Annotated in this window: 11 protein-coding genes and 1 tRNA gene; 4 read left to right on the top strand and 8 right to left on the bottom strand. The window is 64.7% G+C overall.

The window, feature by feature from the left end; all coding sequences use genetic code 11:
* Window positions 1–99: 99 nt before the first annotated feature.
* The 4 genes from A9D15_RS14475 to A9D15_RS14460 all read left to right on the top strand — a co-directional run bounded on the left by A9D15_RS14475 (window position 100) and on the right by A9D15_RS14460 (window position 5120).
* Complete coding sequence (locus A9D15_RS14475; protein ID WP_066766263.1) at window positions 100–846, top strand: Bax inhibitor-1/YccA family protein; 747 nt, start codon at window positions 100–102, stop codon at window positions 844–846.
* 288 nt (window positions 847–1134) lie between these two features.
* Window positions 1135–1926 carry a hypothetical protein gene (locus tag A9D15_RS14470; protein WP_156521807.1) on the top strand — a complete coding sequence of 264 codons (792 nt, stop codon included), beginning with the start codon at window positions 1135–1137 and terminating at the stop codon, window positions 1924–1926.
* A gap of 98 nt (window positions 1927–2024) precedes the next feature.
* A tRNA-Ala gene (locus A9D15_RS14465) sits at window positions 2025–2100 on the top strand.
* A gap of 152 nt (window positions 2101–2252) precedes the next feature.
* Entirely contained in the window at window positions 2253–5120 is a 2868-nt protein-coding gene (locus A9D15_RS14460; protein ID WP_066766258.1) for a M16 family metallopeptidase, read from the top strand.
* A gap of 61 nt (window positions 5121–5181) precedes the next feature.
* Here A9D15_RS14460 and A9D15_RS16795 read toward each other — a convergent pair whose 3' ends face one another.
* From A9D15_RS16795 to A9D15_RS14420, 8 genes are all read right to left on the bottom strand, one after another.
* Entirely contained in the window at window positions 5182–6192 is a 1011-nt protein-coding gene (locus A9D15_RS16795) for a response regulator (protein ID WP_066766256.1), read from the bottom strand.
* A complete protein-coding gene (locus tag A9D15_RS16790) occupies window positions 6189–7694 on the bottom strand; it encodes a hypothetical protein (protein WP_066766253.1) in 1506 nt (501 codons plus the stop codon). The genes A9D15_RS16795 and A9D15_RS16790 overlap by 4 nt, the downstream gene beginning before the upstream one ends.
* Complete coding sequence (locus tag A9D15_RS14445; RefSeq protein ID WP_066766248.1) at window positions 7691–9589, bottom strand: glycosyltransferase; 1899 nt, start codon at window positions 9587–9589, stop codon at window positions 7691–7693. The genes A9D15_RS16790 and A9D15_RS14445 overlap by 4 nt, the downstream gene beginning before the upstream one ends.
* Window positions 9582–11432 carry a cellulose biosynthesis cyclic di-GMP-binding regulatory protein BcsB gene (locus tag A9D15_RS14440; RefSeq protein WP_066766247.1) on the bottom strand — a complete coding sequence of 617 codons (1851 nt, stop codon included), beginning with the start codon at window positions 11430–11432 and terminating at the stop codon, window positions 9582–9584. The genes A9D15_RS14445 and A9D15_RS14440 overlap by 8 nt, the downstream gene beginning before the upstream one ends.
* Window positions 11433–11612: 180 nt before the next feature.
* On the bottom strand, window positions 11613–12374 hold the full coding sequence (budC, locus tag A9D15_RS14435; RefSeq protein WP_066766245.1) for a meso-2,3-butanediol dehydrogenase: 762 nt from the start codon (window positions 12372–12374) through the stop codon (window positions 11613–11615).
* Between the two features lie 135 nt (window positions 12375–12509).
* A complete protein-coding gene (aroQ, locus tag A9D15_RS14430) occupies window positions 12510–12941 on the bottom strand; it encodes a type II 3-dehydroquinate dehydratase (protein WP_066766243.1) in 432 nt (143 codons plus the stop codon).
* A 120-nt stretch (window positions 12942–13061) separates the two neighbouring features.
* Window positions 13062–13466 carry a response regulator gene (locus A9D15_RS14425; protein ID WP_066766241.1) on the bottom strand — a complete coding sequence of 135 codons (405 nt, stop codon included), beginning with the start codon at window positions 13464–13466 and terminating at the stop codon, window positions 13062–13064.
* A 148-nt stretch (window positions 13467–13614) separates the two neighbouring features.
* Window positions 13615–15663 carry a protein-disulfide reductase DsbD family protein gene (locus A9D15_RS14420; RefSeq protein WP_066766919.1) on the bottom strand — a complete coding sequence of 683 codons (2049 nt, stop codon included), beginning with the start codon at window positions 15661–15663 and terminating at the stop codon, window positions 13615–13617.
* Window positions 15664–15796: the final 133 nt, after the last annotated feature.

The following is a 15796-nucleotide window of genomic DNA, read 5'->3' as shown; positions in this document are numbered from 1 at the left end:
GGACTGACGGGCCGGTTTTGCTTGAATTGATGCGATTCAATCGCGATATTGCCTTGGACGGCCCCGCATGGTGAGGGCCAAGAGGAGTTAAGAAAGACAATGGCAAACTGGAACGACCCCCAGCCCACGAGACAGGGCTTCGGCGCGGCTCCGGGCCTTAATCCGAGCGTGCCGAGCACGCGGGCCGGTTTCGACGCGGGCCTGCGCAAGTACATGCTGTCGATCTACAACTACATGGCCTCGGGCGTGCTGCTTTCGGGCATCGTGGCGGTGCTGATGGCGAACAGTGGAATGACGCAGGGCATGATCGGCTCGCCGGTCATGTGGCTTGTGATGCTCTCGCCTCTCGCTATCGTCTTCGCGATGAGCTTTGGTGCCAACCGCTTCTCGCAGGGCACGCTCCAGATCCTGTTTTGGGCCTTTGCGGTCCTGATGGGCATGAGCCTGTCGACGATCTTCCTCGTCTATACGGGTGGATCGATCGCCGCGACCTTCTTCGCCACCGCAGGCGCCTTTGCGGGTCTCTCGCTGTTCGGCTACACCACGAAGAAGGACCTGTCCGGCATGGGCAGCTTCCTGATCATGGGCGTGATCGGCCTGATCATCGCTTCGGTCATTAACATCTTCATCCAGTCGAGCGCGCTTTACTGGGCGATCAGCTTCCTCGGCGTCCTGATCTTCGCAGGCCTCACCGCCTACGATACGCAGCGCCTGAAGGCCCAGTACTATCACCTCGCCGGCACCGAGTTCATCGGCAAGGCCGTGATCCTGGGCGCACTGTCGCTGTACCTTGACTTCATCAACATGTTCCAGTTCCTGCTCGCCTTCATGGGCCAGCGCGACTGACCAGACAGGGCAGGGCCAAAAGGGGAGTAACTCCCCGCCCGGCCCGCTACGAATACGAACGCCCGGTGCGGTATCCCCGCATCGGGCGTTTCGCGTTTTCGGCTCGTCCACGCCGCATGGTCCGCTCGTCGCATTCCTTGTGGACTGTCCCCAATGCCGGGATGCGCTGTGGTTAACGTGCGGGCATGAAGGGGCCTGCTTGCCGCGCCGCCTTAATCCTGCCGAAAGCCGGGTTCATGCAGACTGCGCGCAATCAGTTTGGAACATCGGGAAAGAGGGTTCGGGTCGGTGACTTCTAAAGTCGTGAAAATCGTGCAGGCATGCGCCATCGTGGGCGTGGCAACACTGGCGGGCTGTACGCCACCGCCGCCGCCGGCACCCCCGCCGCCGCCGCCGCCGGTAGTCGAGGCATTCCCCGCGCGCCCGCTCGCGCCCGGATACGCGCAGGAGAATCTCGCCGTCCCGGCAACCGACGCGATGGGCATTCGCCAGACGGTGAATACCGGCCTGACTTCGGCGCAGACGACGTGGAACCTGCGTTCTGCCTACAACGTCGCCGCGCTCAACTGCCAGGGGCCGGAACATGCCGCCATGGCCGCTCAGTACGGCGAATTCCTGAAGACCCACACGCGCGAACTTTCGGCCACGAACCGCGCGCTCGACAGCGAGTTCCGCCAGAAGTACGGGCCGGGCTACAAGGACGTGCGCGACAAGTACATGACGCAGGTCTACAACTACTTCGCGCTGCCGCCCGCGCTGGACCGCTTCTGTGCCGCTGCGCTTTCGGTCAGCAACCAGTTGACCACGGTGGAGAAGGGCAACCTCGACGTTGCCGCGGCAACGCTCCTGCCGCAGCTCGAAAGCGTGTTCCTCCAGTTCTTCTCGGAATACGAGGCATACCGCGTTGCCGCGACCGCGTGGGATGCGCGTTATCTTGCGACTTACGGGGTTCCCTATCGCCGTCCGGGCGGCAACCCGCTCGCGCCAGAGGCGACCGATCCGCTGGCTCCCGAACAGACGCTGAGCCTGCCGCAGACTTCGGCGTCGACCGACACCGGCGTGGTTGCTTCCGGCAGCTGAGGCTTGCGGGGAAGGGGGGACGCAATTTCCCTCTTCCCAAGCCTGCGGTCTCGCTGCTAACCACCCGCCTCGCCCGGTGGCGGGCGAACGGATGGAACGGGGCCGTAGCTCAGTTGGGAGAGCGCGTCGTTCGCAATGACGAGGTCAGGGGTTCGATTCCCCTCGGCTCCACCATCCTCCCTGGAAAATCGGCTGGAATCTGCGCCGGACCTTGGCTGTCCGCGCGCCTTCGCGCCTGTGTCATAAGTCAGCGATATCAAGGTAGTGCCAAGCGGCAAACGCCGTGCTAGTCCTTGCTGCATCCTTAAAGATCAGCTGGAAATTCTATGCGCCGTATAACCGTTCCGGTCTCGCTTTCCCTGTCTCTCGCCCTTGCTGCCTGCGCCTACCAGCCCGCTCCGGTAGAAGTCGCGGCCCCCGCTCCTGCTGCGACCGTGGCCCCGCTTTCGCAGCTCGTTTCCGAAGTCGACATCCCTTACGAGAGCTTCACGCTCGACAACGGGCTTACCGTTCTGGTCCACACCGATCGCAAGTCGCCGATCGTGGGTGTGACGACCTATTACCGTGTCGGCTCGAAGCACGAACCGCGCGGCCGCACCGGCTTTGCTCACTTGTTCGAACACCTGATGTTCGGCGGTTCCGAAAACGTCGAGAACTTCGACATTCCGTTGGAAGCGGCCGGTTCGACCTCGACCAACGGTTCGACGTGGTACGACCGCACGAACTATGTCGAAACGGTGCCGACCGGGGCGCTCGACCTGGCGCTCTTCATGGAGAGCGACCGCATGGGCCACCTGCTCGGCGCGGTCACGCAGGACAAGCTCGATAAGCAGCGCGGCGTCGTCCAGAACGAAAAGCGCCAAGGCGACAACCAGCCCTACGGCCTTGCCGATTACAAGATCGCCGACGCGCTCTACCCGATCGGCCATCCCTACCGCCACGCGACGATCGGCTCCATGGCCGACCTCGACGCGGCCAGCCTGACCGACGTGCGCAAGTGGTTCACCGACAATTACGCGCCCAACAACGTCGTGCTGGCGCTTGCCGGCGACATCGATGCCGCGACCGCGCGCCCGATGGTCGAAAAGTGGTTCGGTGACATCCCGCGCGGCCCCGAAGTCGTACAGCCCGACGCCCCGCTGGTAACGCTGGCCGCGCCGGTGCGCGAGGAAATGACCGACCAGGTGCCGGTGACGCGCGTCTACAAGGTGTGGAGCGGCCCTGGCCTCAACCACGCGCAGGCGGCGGATCTGGGCATGGGCATGGCCGTTCTGGGTGGGCTCAGCTCTTCGCGGCTCGACAATATCCTCGTGCGGGACGAACAGCTTGCGGTCAGCGTTTCGGCCTACATGCTGCCGTTCGAAAATGCCTCGTTCCTGCAGGCGACGATGGACGTGAAGCCGGGCGTGGACACCGCAGTCGCGGAAAAGCGCCTTGACGAAGTGATCGCACAGCTCATGGCCGAAGGGCCGAGCGAGGATGAACTGACCCGCGCCGCGACGCAGTTCGTGTCTTCGCAGATTGGCTCTCTCGAAGCGGTCGGCGGGTTCGGTGGCAAGGGGTCGACGCTGGCCGAAGGGCTGCTCTATTCGGGTAATCCGGCGACCTACAAGGAAGACCTTGCCGAAATCGCCGCACTCACCCCCGCCGAAGTGCAAAGTGCGATGAACACCTGGCTCTCGCGCCCCAGCTATACGCTCGTGGTGAAGCCGGGTGAGCGGACCGAGGATGGCGCGCTGATGGGCGGCTGGGGTGATGAAGGCACCGTCGCGCCGCCTGCGCCCGACGCGAAGAAACCCGTTGCCGCTATTGACCAGGGCCCGCCGCGCGCATTCCCGCCGGTCGCGCCGGTCGGCGAACTCGTTTTCCCGACGGTCGAGACCGCGACGCTGTCGAACGGCATTCCGGTCACGCTGGCGCGCCGCACCTCTATCCCGAAGATCAGCATGGCGATGACGTTCGATGCCGGTAACGCCGCCGACGGCAGCGCCAATGCCGGTACGCAGTCGCTGATGATGAGCCTGCTGGAAGAAGGGACCGACACGCGCTCCACGCTCGACATCGCGACCGAGCAGGAACGTCTGGGCGCTTCGATCAACGCGGGCACGACGACCGATAGCAGCGTCGTCTACCTTACCGCACTGACCGCGAACCTTGCACCCTCGCTCGATCTGTTCTCCGACATCGTGCGCAATCCCGCCTTCGACGAGGCCGAGGTCGCGCGCGTGAAAGGCCAGCGCCTTGCCGCCATCGCACAGCAGCAGGCAACACCGGGCAGTATCGCATCGCGCGCGATCGGCCCGCTGATCTTTGGCGAGAACCACCCTTACGGTTCGGTCGGTTCGGCAGGTCTCGTCTCCGCGATCGAGCCGCTGACCCCGGCGGCGCTGGAATCGGTTCACGAGACGTGGCTGCGGCCCGACAATGCCGCGATCACGGTTGTCGGCGATATCACGATGGAACAGCTCAAGCCCGCGCTGGAGGCTGCCTTCGGCAACTGGAGCGCGCCTGCCAGCGCAGTTCCGGCCAAGACCCTCGACGCCGCCGTGCCCGAGGCGAAGAGCCGGATCGTCGTGATCGACCGTCCCAACTCGCCGCAGTCCTACCTGCTGCTTGCCCGCGTCCTTCCGCTCGAAGGCACGGCGCAGGGAATGGAAGCGCTGGACATCGCGAACGAGGTGGTCGGCTCAGGCTTTCTGTCGCGTCTCAACAGCGACCTTCGCGAAGACAAGGGCTGGACCTACGGCGTGCGCAGTTCGGTTTCGGCAGGCGATGTCGGACCGCGCACGTTCTCCATCTACACGCCCGTCCAGACCGACCGGACTGCCGATTCGATCAAGCTGATCCTCGATCGGGTCAAGGAGTTTTCCGACGGCTCGCGCGGGGTCGACGATGTCGAACTGCAGCGCGTCACCGACGGCAACATTCGCGGGTTGCCCAACAGCTTCCAGACCAACGGTCAGGTGCTGGGCGCACTGCTCGCGAACGAGCGTCTGGGCCGTCCGGCGGATTATCAGAAGCAGCTTCCCACGATTTATCGCGGCGTCGATGCCGCAGCGATCAACGGGGCGGCGGCGCAATATCTGACGCCCGACAACCTGACGATCATCGTCGTCGGCGACCGTTCGAAGATCGACGATCAGCTGAAGACAATCGACATGCCGATCGAATACCGCGACGCCAGCGAGTTCTGACGCCGTAAATCGGAAACAAAAGGGGCCGGGCTTCCGCATGGGAGGCCCGGCCCTTTTCTTGTCAGGCGTTTTCGACGTTGCGGTGGCCGCGGAAGTTTTCTTCGGCAAGGCTGGCGATCAGGGCCGACGGCAGCTCCGCCGCCTGCGGGGCAGGGCGCCAGCCATTGGCGGTCGATACGCGGACGCGGTCATGGTGCAGGGCATTGCCGTGGGGCATTGCCGGATATTCGACCGCGCGTTGCAGCCCGGTGCAGAGCGCCGCGACACGGGCGCTATCCTTCATGCCGGGGAGCAGGACGATGAAGCGTCCTTCATCCCAAGAGGCCAGGGTCGCACCCAGCGGGGCGGGGACGGATGTCAGGCGGCGCATGATGTCGGCATGAAGCCGTTCGGCCCCACGCACGCCGTGAAGGGCGGAATAGGCGTCCAGTTCTTCGATCTGCACCATCGCGGCGGCCAGCGGAACACCGCTGCCCCGACATTCGCGCAGGACCATTTCGGCCCATGCGCGCGACGGCATTCCGGTCGCGCGGTCGATCAGGGTGCCGTCGATCACCGACTGCTGCAGTTCGCGGTTGCTTTCTTCGAACTGCCTTTCGCGCGCCTGTCGCCGTTCCTGTTCGCGCTTCAGGCGAAGGAGGGTGCGCACGCGGGCCTGCAGTTCGACCGGCTCGATGGGCTTGGTAACGAAGTCGCTGGCCCCTGCCATGAAGGCCTGTCCCAGCGCGTCGAGATCGCGGCGACCCGACAGCATCAGGATCGGGACGAAAGACCCGCGCTTTGTGGTGCGGATGGCGGCGGTTGCCTCGATCCCGTCGACGCCGGGCATCATGATGTCCATGATAACGATGTCATAGGCCATGCGGGCACTTTGCCCGGTACCGCCGACGAGCGAGAGCGCGACATAGGCTTCTTCTGCACTTGCGACGCAGCGGATGCGGAAATCTTCGCCGCCATTGGTGAGCATCCGGGCCGTGATCTCTGCCGAATCCGCATCGTCGTCGACGATGAGGACTCGCGGCCCCTCGTTGTTGCCGTGTTCGATGGCGGAGGCGTTGGATAGCTGGTTCATGGCTGGTTCTCCCTGATCCATGCGCGCCAGTGCGGACCTTCGTGCAGGATGCGGTAGCCGGGCAGGCCGCGTTCGTAGAGATCCGGGAACGTGCGGCCCATCGCATCGGCCCCGCGCGGCGAGCGCGTATCGCGCACGACCTGTATCGTTGCGTTCGCATCCTGCCGCATTCCGGCAAGGCGGAAGCGGATGGAACTGGCCGCTGCGATACCCTTTGCGCTGCCGCGGTGAGCAATGGCGGCAGGGGCGGCAGCGGCGTCGAACAGGATGTCGTCGCGCCCTTGAAGCGCAAGGCCCAGCGCGGCGAGTTCGCCATCTACGGCGACCGTCGGGCGACCCGTCAGCACGGCGCGCAAGTTCGCGCTTTCGATATCGCGGGCCTGCCACAAGGTGACCGCGCCGCCGACCCAGCCGAGCGCGAGCATGGCAAGGACCAGCGTTTCCGAACGCGCGCGATTGCGCGGCCAGCGCGTTGCCGCGGCCATTGCCATCGGGATCGCCAGCGCGGCAACCTGCACCGGTTCGGGCATCGTTTGCGTCAGCCAGCAAAGAACCGCACAGGCAAGCGCAAATCCGCCGATCGCCATTGACGCGCGCCGCACGCCGATTTGCCTGCGTGCGCGCACCACGATGGCGGGCAGGATAGGCGCGCTCGCCACCATGCCTGCCAGCGCGATCAGCAGTGCGGAAGGTGGTAGCGGCGGCGTGATCGGAATGTCGGCAAACTGGCCGAGAAAAGCGAAGGCATCGCCGTTGAAGATCCAGTTCACGTAAGCGAACCCGCCCAACACGAAAGCTGCGGGGAACAGCAGCGTTATCATCACCCCGCTGATCGAGCGGCGCATCTGCGCCTCGGGCACGCAGAGCGCGATGAACGGTACCGCGGCGACCACGAAGACGAGGCCCACTGGCTGCGACATGAGGATCAGCGGCAGCGACAGCGCGACGAGGATGACATCGGTGATCCGGTGATCGCGGCGCAAGTTGAACAGGCCCACCGCCAGCATCGACAGTCCCGCATGGAGGCTGGCCCAGCCCGGCCCCTCGGCAACGCTGCGCATCAGGACAGGGTTGGATGCCAGCAGCATCGCCGCCCCCAGCGCCACGGACCACGACAGTCGCGCCGACCGGAACGCGCGCAGCCATCCCGCGATCATCAGCGCAAAGAACAGAGCTGTGATGAGCGGCAGGATACGCATCCCGAACGAAGGCATCGCCAGTTCGGCAACGATCGTTGCGAAATAGGGGAGCGGCGGCGAGGCGGCGATGATCGAGGGCGCGGCAACCGCGCCGTCCGATGCCAGCAGCGCCTGTCCCCAAAGCTCCAGCGAAGCCTGCGAGGCATAACCGGCATCCTGCAGCCACAGCAACAGGCACAGCAGAGCCGATGTCATGGCCAACGCGGCAAGCGTAGCCGAGGGGTGGGCCTGCCCTGTCGCAGCAGGCACCGGCGCCGAGACGAGTGCGCGGACATTTACCAGCGGCCAGGCAGGCGCGTTCATGCCGCTTCACCGTGGCTGTCGGCCTGTGCCCGTTCCAACGCGGTCATTTTCGACAACCCATGCGTCGTCTTTTCCCAATAGAACGGCCGCGTGATCAGCTGGAACAGTCCCTTCCAGGCCGCAATCGACATCAGCACCCAGTATGCGATCACCGTCGGCGCCCAGATCGTCAGTTCCAGCCAGTTGCGACGGAACGGCGCCAGCATCATCAGAAAGATCAGCATCCCGTTGCCAAGCAGGAGGTTGAATAGCGACACGTACAGCAGAACCGGCGGGAAGAAGATGTCGAAACCCGCCGCCTGCGTCAGCGCCCAGACCACGAACACTGCCCAGAACACCGGGTTTATCAGTCCCGACGTCATTGTTCCGCCAATGAACATGAAGAATCCTAGCACGCCCAGCGGACCCACCTGCCGCGCGAATTGTCCGGGACGCCGCAAGTGGACCAGCAGCGTCTGCATATAGCCCTTGATCCAGCGCGAACGCTGACGGATCCAGTTGCCGACGCTGACGTTCGCTTCTTCGAACGTGGTCGATTCCACCAGCTTGGTGCGATAGCCTTTCTGCGTCATGCGAATGCCGAGATCGGCATCTTCGGTCACATTGAACGGGTCCCACGCGTGCAGTTCGCGCAGGACATCGGTGCGAAAATGGTTAGACGTTCCGCCCAGCGGGATCGGCACGCCCATCCGCTCCAGCCCCGGCAGCATCAGGTCGAACCAGAGCGAATAGTCGAGCGTGAAGAGACGGGTCAGCCAGTTTTCGTCCCGGTTGTAATAGTTGAGGCGGCACTGCACGCAGGCCACGTTCTGCGGCGCGCGGGCAAAGGCGGCTACGACGCGCTTCAACTGGTCCGGCTCGGGCTTGTCCTCCGCGTCGTAGATCACGCAAAATTCGCCGCGCGCGAGGCGGAAGGCGTAATTGCAGGCCTTGGGCTTTGTCTGCGGGTGTGATGGCGGGACGAGAACGATCTCGAAGATTTCTTCCAGCTTCAAAGCGCGGGCCGCCTCGATTGTCGCAGTGTCGCCTTCTTCCAGTACGATCTTGATGTCGAGCTTCGCGGCCGGATAGTCGAGCCGCCGCAATGCGCCGGCCAGGATCGGCAGCACGTCGGGTTCGCGGAACATGGGGACGAGGATCGTATAGACGGGCAGGTCCTCGTCCGAAAGCAACCCGATGGCCGCGTCGATCTCCCTCCGCTGCGCGACGAGGTCCACGCCGCCAGCCCAGATGGCCAGTCCCTTGAATGCGAAATTGCCGAGGTAGAACACGCTCATCAAAGCGTTCAGCACGATCAGCGTCACGATGGGGGCGAGCACCGCGCCGATGGCGCAGGCGCTGGCCAGGGCCCATAGGACGAGGAGCTGGAACGGGGTGAAAACCGTCCGCGCGCTCATCACCGGATCGCGGTCGTCGAGGTCATAAACGGCGCGATGGGTCCAGCTTTTCGAAAAGGCGTGCTGCACCGCCTGCCGCAGCGCGCGTCGGGATGTGATGACGACTTCGACTTCGCTGCCCCACCGGCGGCGGATATGCAGCATGGCCTGCGGGCCGGGTTGCGCGGTTGCGACGGTCAGCCGCTTGCCTTTCGCGGTGTCACGGACCCGCCACGGCACCGTCAGCTCGCGCATATATTCCTCCGCCTCGCTTTCATTAAGCAGCGCGAGGTCGGGCGGATTTTCGATCAGGTCGACATGGTCGAGCCCGAAGCGATCGGCGAGCGAGCGGTAAAGCGTGCGGCTATCGACCGAGCTGCGCGCGATGAGGACGTCGGGCAGCGGCATCTGCCAGCGCCGCGAAAGCGCCCACGCCGCGTCAAGCTCTGCAAGCGAGATGATCCCCTGATCGACGAGGTGATCGCCCGTCCACGCATCGGTGTTCGAAATGTCAGCCATCGCCGTCGTCGCCGCGATCGCGCGAGAGGTAGGTCTGGCGCAGCAACCATGCGAACAGGGCGGACACGAGCAGCCATGCCCCCAGCACCAGCCAGATGCGGTTCTCACGCATCCAGTCGGCAAGGTCGACATCGCCCTCGGTCTGGATGTCGACCAGTTTCTCGCGCTCCGAATGCATGGCGAACAGGCGGCCCGATCCGTCGTAAAGCGCGATGTCGCCATAGCCGAGGCGTGCGGCAGAGCTCATTCCGGCAAGCTTTGTGAATTCGCGTCCGGGGCGGATCCAGAGCACCGGACGACCGCCTTGCGCCAGCAGCTGGACGACAGAGGCATCGGCAAGCGTTGCCGCATCGACCATCGGCGTCCCGTCGACGGCCGTGATCCGTGTTCTCGATGAAGGGTCGAGTGGTGCGCGGGTTCCGGGTGGCGGTGAGTCCGAGAGCCAGATAACGGAGCCCTCCGGCATCGCGCCGCCGAACTGTACCGACAGGGGCGTGGTAGCAGACAGCATTCCGCCAAGGAGGCCCGCGATGGCCGCGACTTTCTCGCTGTCTGGCTGCGCCGGCAGGACTAGGGTCACTCCGCCGGCAAAGGTGGCGGGCAGGTCATGGAAATCCGCCACGGCATCGGCCTTGGCAAGAACCGCGTGGCTCGACCCCAGGAGGCGGGCTTCCTGCCGGATGGGGAGCGTGTTGCAATCGCTGCCGCGTTCCTGCCGCAGGACGCTGACATCGATGCGGTTGTCGGTCGTCGCCAGCCCCTCGGGAATGGAGACGGAAAGGTGGCTGCGCTCTCCGGGCATCGCTGGCCGGCTTGCGAGCAGGAGACCGTTCAACGCGATCGTGACAATGGCGGGGGCATCTTCCCCATCGTCAGCGAGAACGAGATCGGCCACGAGCCCGGAGAGCGCCCGACCCGAAGGGACGCGGGTGGCAGGGAGAGGGACAGTCAACCCCCCTCGGTCGGATATCAGGCGTGGAGCAAGGTCGGCATCGAGAGTGCCGAGCGAGATGGCCGCGCGGTCGTCAGTAGAGGTTTCGCCCAATGCGGCAGTAGCGGTGGGCATCGCGCCGCCGCGATAGTCGGTAGTGCGGGCGAAGAGGCGCGGAGCAGCCAGCGGGTCGCCGATCGCGAATGCAGGGCGGGGGCCGTTGATGACGGAGAGGGCGGAGTTCGAACGGTTTGCGAAAACGACCCGCGTTTCGCGCCAGTCGCCGGTGTCGTCGGACGGTCCGAAGCGAGACGGGCGGGTTGCGGACAGTAGCAAAGCGCCCGCGACCTGCGCCTCGCTGGGCAGCGCGGGCAGTTCGATGACCAGCGATCCCGGCGCATGGCCAAGCGCACGGGCGGCGCCTTTCATGGCTGAACGGGCATAGACGATCTTCGCCTCTGCCGCGCTGCCGAACCGGATCCAGTCGCCGCCGATCCGCGTGTCGACACACTGCGCCCCGATGCGAGAGCCGGAATATTCGAGAGTCGCGGCAAGGTAGCGGCCCTGCATCAGCGAGGCGGGAACCGGCACGCGCCAGACGCCGCTTTCGCTATCAGCAAAGCGCCTCGTCGCAAGCGCGCGCCCTCCAACGCGCAAGGTGACCTGCCGGTTGGCGGGAAAGGCGGTCTGCGTCTCGAACGGCAGCGTCAGCGCCGCGCTTTGCACGTCGGAGGGATCGCCGATCGGAAAGTGCAAAGTGCGCGAACCGTCCATGCCGGAAAATTCCACGCCATTGCGAAGGCCGATCTCCTCCAACGAGATCGCGCGCGTGACCGACTGGCCCAGCGCCGGTGTGGAGCACGGCAGGGCCAATGCCGCGATAACGATTGCCAAGCTGCGCTGCGCGCTCATTCTCGTCCGTCCCCTGCCTTTTCCCCGCCCATTCTAGGAGCGGGAGCGGGCAGGCGGTTAGGCAAGTCGTATCCGTATCCGATCTTATCTATGTCGAATTCCGGGCAAACCCCGGCTAAAGCGGATACGAAAACGCCCGCGGGATAGCCGCGAGCGTTTTCCGGTCAGAAGGGAACGGGATCAGCCGATGGGTGGCTGGCCGTTCGATGCCGTGACGCCGCCGTCGACCGGCAGGACCGCGCCTGTCACCATCCGGGCATCGTCGCTCGCCAGGAACGCGATGACCGCCGCGATATCTTCGGGCTGTTCCGGCGGGTCGAGCGGCATACGTTCTTCGAACTTCGCCAGCTTGTCCTTGTCTTCCATGATCCCCTCGGCAAGGTTCGTGTCGGTCAGCGAGGGCGCAACCGCGTTGACGCGGATACCCTTCTTGCCAAGGTCGAGCGCCAGCGCGCGGGTCATGTTCGAAACGCCGCCCTTCGACGTGTTGTAGGCCACCATGCCCCAGTCTCCTCCGGTGCCGGAAACCGAACTGGTGTTCACGATGCTGCCCCCGGTCTTTTCAAGATGCCGGATCGCGGCGCGGGCGCAGAAGAACATGCCGTCGACATTAGTGTCGAGCACCTTGTGCCAGTCTTCATCGCTGTGGTCTTCCGGGTCGGCCATGACGGCGACACCTGCATTGTTGCACAGCACGTCGATGCGGCCGGTTTTTTCCGCGATCATGTCGATCGCAGCCTTCACGCTTTCGGAATTGCGGACATCTACGCGGACGGGGATCGCCTTGCCCTCGAGGAATTCCCCGGCCGCCTTTTCCACCTTGTCGCTGTTGCCGAACATCGCGACCGTCGCGCCTTCGTCGATGAAGCGCTTGGCCGTGGCCTTGCCGATACCCGAGCCTGCGCCGGTGACGATGACGGTCTTGTCCTGAAAACGTTGCATTATAAATCCTGTCTTTCGAGTGTTTTGGGTGCGCCAGATGCGCTGCCTCTTTGCTCGACCGACGGTCCTGCAATCGTTTGGTTCCGCCTTCTGCGGCGGCGCGAAATCCGCGCGCGACGAGAGGTAAATGGCCGCTCAGATCTTCGCGGCGACAGCCTCTATCGCAAAGCCGTAACCGGCGATGCCTGCCCCGCAGATCACCGTGTCGGCGATTGCCGAGACATAGCTGTGGTGGCGGAATTCCTCGCGAGCGTGGACGTTGGAGATGTGGATTTCCGCAATCGGACCTTCAAACGCCGAAAGCGCATCGCGCAGCGCAACCGAGGTATGCGTGAAGGCGGCGGGGTTGATGACGATGGCCGCGGCCTCGTCTCGCGCTGTGTGGATCCAGTCGATCAGCTCATGTTCGGCATTGGACTGGAGGAAGCGCATGTCGTGGCCCAAGGCCTCGCACCGCGCGCCGCAGAGCGCCTTCACGTCGTCCAGCGTGGCGTGACCGTAAATCTCCGGCTCACGCTTGCCGAGCAGGTTGAGGTTCGGTCCGTTCAGAATCGTGATCAAGGCCATCGCGCGCCGGTGTTCCCCTATCGCGCAAAGGTGCGCCAACGCCCAAGGGATTAGGGGCAGCGGACTCTCATGGCAATATCGTAGGGATCGGTGGTCGCCGATCGGTTCGGTGAGCGGAGATCAGGCGTGGGCCTGGAGGACCTGCCGGATCGCGTCTTCTAGTTGGTCGTTGGGGCAGGGCTTGGTGCACACGATGGCTTCGGGATAGTCGCGGCGCAATTCCTGAGGATCGGCGTGGCCCGAATGGAAAACGATGGGAACGCCCATATCGCGAAGCTTGTCAGCGACGGGATAGACGTCGCCGTCGGTAAGCTGAACGTCGAGGATCGCGACATTCGGCTTGTCACCGTCGAGCGCGGCAAGTGCCTTGGCGTTGCTGGGATAGGGGCCGTCGACGGTAAACCCGTTGCAGGCAAGCTGATCTGCCATGTCGAAGGCGATGATCATCTCGTCCTCGACAAGCAGGACCACGGGCGTACTTCCCGCCGTCTCGAAACCCGCCTTTTCATAGCCCCAGTCTGCCATGCCTTTTTGCACCCTTGCGAACTGCTAGTCCGATCCTACAGTCGTTTGGTTAATAACCAGATACGATCGACATCGACCGCTTATCCATAGCGAGAACCGCGCGGGTCCGATCGGGTTCCCGCCATTATGACAAATGATAGTCTTGCATCTAATCGCCGGATGCCAGCGAGGTCAGTGCATCGACGGTCAGGATCTGCGGTAGGACTTCGCCATCCCTGCCCGGCGCGTACCAAACGTATAGCGGCACACCCGCCGCGCCCTGGCTTTCCAGATAGCGCGTGATCGTCGCATCGCGCCGCGTCCAGTCGCCGCGGATCACGACGACACCAGCCTTTTCGAAGGCCAGTTTCGTATCCTCGCGGTTGATGGCGGTCGCCTCGTTCACCTTGCAGGTCACGCACCAGTCGGCAGTGAAATAGGCGAAAACCGGCTTGCCGCTGGCCCGCGCCTCGGCGAGCGCGGCCTCGCTGTATTCGGTCGCGCCAAGCTCGTCCTCGACCGCCGGGGCATCGGTTTGCATCGACGCGGCAATCGCGGTGGCGACAAGTGCCAGCGCGAATGCGGCAAGGACCGCGCCCTTGGCATAGAGGCCGAGCTTCTGCCTGCGCCCGGTTTCGAACAACAGCATCAGGACAAGCGCGGTGGCAACGAGGCCGAGCGCAAGCAGCGCCTCTCCGCCGATGCGCCAGGTCAGCCAGACGAGCGCCAGCGCGGTGAGACCCATCGGGACAGCCATGATGCGGCGGAACGTGTTCATCCACGCACCGGGTTTGGGCAGCAGGCGCCGGATCGAGGGAACGAAGCCGATCAGCAGGAAGGGGAAGGCAAGGCCCAGTCCAAGCGCCGCGAACAGCAGCAAGGCATCGGGCACGGGGAGCAGCAGTGCCGCACCCATCGCGGCAGCCATGAACGGTCCGGTGCACGGGGTCGCGACGAAGGCGGCGAGAAGCCCTGTCAGGAAAGCGCCGCTGCCGTGGCTGGACCGGCCGATGGGCAGCATCATTTCGAACAGGCCGGCAAGGTTGGCGGTGATCGCGCAGGCAAGAATCAGCAGCAGCACGATCGTCGCCGGTTCCTGAAGCTGGAAGGCCCAGCCCACTTCCTCGCCCGCCGCGCGCAGGCCCAGCAGCACCGCGCCCAGCAGCAGGACCGCGACCATAACGCCCGCCGTATAGGCCAGCGCATCTTTGTGCGCGCCTTGTTCGTTCGCCTTGGCCAGCGAGATCGCCTTGAGGCTGAGGATCGGGAATACGCATGGCATGACGTTGAGGATCACGCCGCCCGCAAAGGCCAGCACCAGCAACCAGGCGAGACCCGGCAGCGCACCGCCCGATGCGGGAAGGCCCGCTATCGGCTCGCCCGCGGCAGGCACGTCGCCAGCCTCCAGCGTGACGGCAAGGCCGGTGCCGTCGCCAAGGCGCAGGACGGCATCGTAAGGTTCACCCGAGGCCGCGCCGTCGTCCGCGCCGGTTTCGACAATCAGCCAGTTGCCGTTGCGCGAAAAGCTCTGCGGCGCGATGTATTTGGCAAACCCGTCGGCGGCCGGAAACAGATGCGGCGAAGTCACGTCCGCGCCGGGCGCGACCGGAACCGCGATGCGCAGCGTCTCTCCGTTAAGGGCATAGCGGCCCTTTTCAGCGAGGGGCGCGGGAAGGTGCGCGCGCCATTCGTCGAACTGCGGATCGTACGGCGGTTCGCTATCCGCATCGGCGACGGTCACTTGCGCGGTGAACGTGCCTTTTTCGGGTACGCATATCTCGTCCGTGCAGGCCAGCCAGTTGGCTTCGAGACCGATCTGCATCGTCTCGCCCGCTTTCGCATCGGCCGGAACGGTCAGGGGCACGAGAATGGCGTAGGGCCCTTCGTAGACGTGATTCATCAAATTGCCGATGACGAGCGGTTCGGGGACGGGGTATTCCGCCCTACCCACCGACCAGCCTTCGGGGAGCGTCCAGATCGTATCCATGCCAAAACCGGCATCGCCCGGATTGAGCCAGTATCCGTGCCACGTGGGCTTGGGCTGCTGCGCGATGGCGAGCGTCACCGTCCCACCCGGCGCGACCGGCCCTTCGACGACAAGCCGCGTCTCGATGTTGTTGGCCAGCGCGGGAAGTGCGGCGAAAGCAGCTAGTATCGCCAGCAGCAGGGCGGCGATGGTGCGGCTGTATCGGAATGCGGGATTGAAGGCGCGGGGCATCGTGTCCGGTTCGCTTGCGGGCAGGCGGGGCTTGCATGGCAGGCGCCGCACCGCCATCTGATGGTTGAAGCGTTTAGGGGCAGCAACAGGTGCTGTCCAGAACAGCGCGATCAGGGCCGGTTCGGCAAGCAGG

The sequence above is a fragment of the Croceicoccus pelagius genome (genome assembly GCF_001661915.1).
In the GTDB taxonomy this organism is placed as follows: domain Bacteria; phylum Pseudomonadota; class Alphaproteobacteria; order Sphingomonadales; family Sphingomonadaceae; genus Croceicoccus; species Croceicoccus pelagius.
The sequence above is the reverse complement of the archived record's forward strand: the minus strand, read 5'-3'. Positions and strand labels throughout refer to the sequence as shown.

What these genes read in the sequence shown, in the direction of transcription:
- A9D15_RS14475 (WP_066766263.1), top strand. Translation starts at nt 100, where the DNA reads ATGGCAAACTGGAACGACCCCCAGCCCACGAGACAGGGCTTCGGCGCG.
- A9D15_RS14460 (WP_066766258.1), top strand. Translation starts at nt 2,253, where the DNA reads ATGCGCCGTATAACCGTTCCGGTCTCGCTTTCCCTGTCTCTCGCCCTT.
- A9D15_RS16795 (WP_066766256.1), bottom strand. Translation starts at nt 6,192, where the DNA reads ATGAACCAGCTATCCAACGCCTCCGCCATCGAACACGGCAACAACGAG.
- A9D15_RS16790 (WP_066766253.1), bottom strand. Translation starts at nt 7,694, where the DNA reads ATGAACGCGCCTGCCTGGCCGCTGGTAAATGTCCGCGCACTCGTCTCG.
- A9D15_RS14445 (WP_066766248.1), bottom strand. Translation starts at nt 9,589, where the DNA reads ATGGCTGACATTTCGAACACCGATGCGTGGACGGGCGATCACCTCGTC.
- A9D15_RS14440 (WP_066766247.1), bottom strand. Translation starts at nt 11,432, where the DNA reads ATGAGCGCGCAGCGCAGCTTGGCAATCGTTATCGCGGCATTGGCCCTG.
- budC (WP_066766245.1), bottom strand. Translation starts at nt 12,374, where the DNA reads ATGCAACGTTTTCAGGACAAGACCGTCATCGTCACCGGCGCAGGCTCG.
- aroQ (WP_066766243.1), bottom strand. Translation starts at nt 12,941, where the DNA reads ATGGCCTTGATCACGATTCTGAACGGACCGAACCTCAACCTGCTCGGC.
- A9D15_RS14425 (WP_066766241.1), bottom strand. Translation starts at nt 13,466, where the DNA reads ATGGCAGACTGGGGCTATGAAAAGGCGGGTTTCGAGACGGCGGGAAGT.
- A9D15_RS14420 (WP_066766919.1), bottom strand. Translation starts at nt 15,663, where the DNA reads ATGCCCCGCGCCTTCAATCCCGCATTCCGATACAGCCGCACCATCGCC.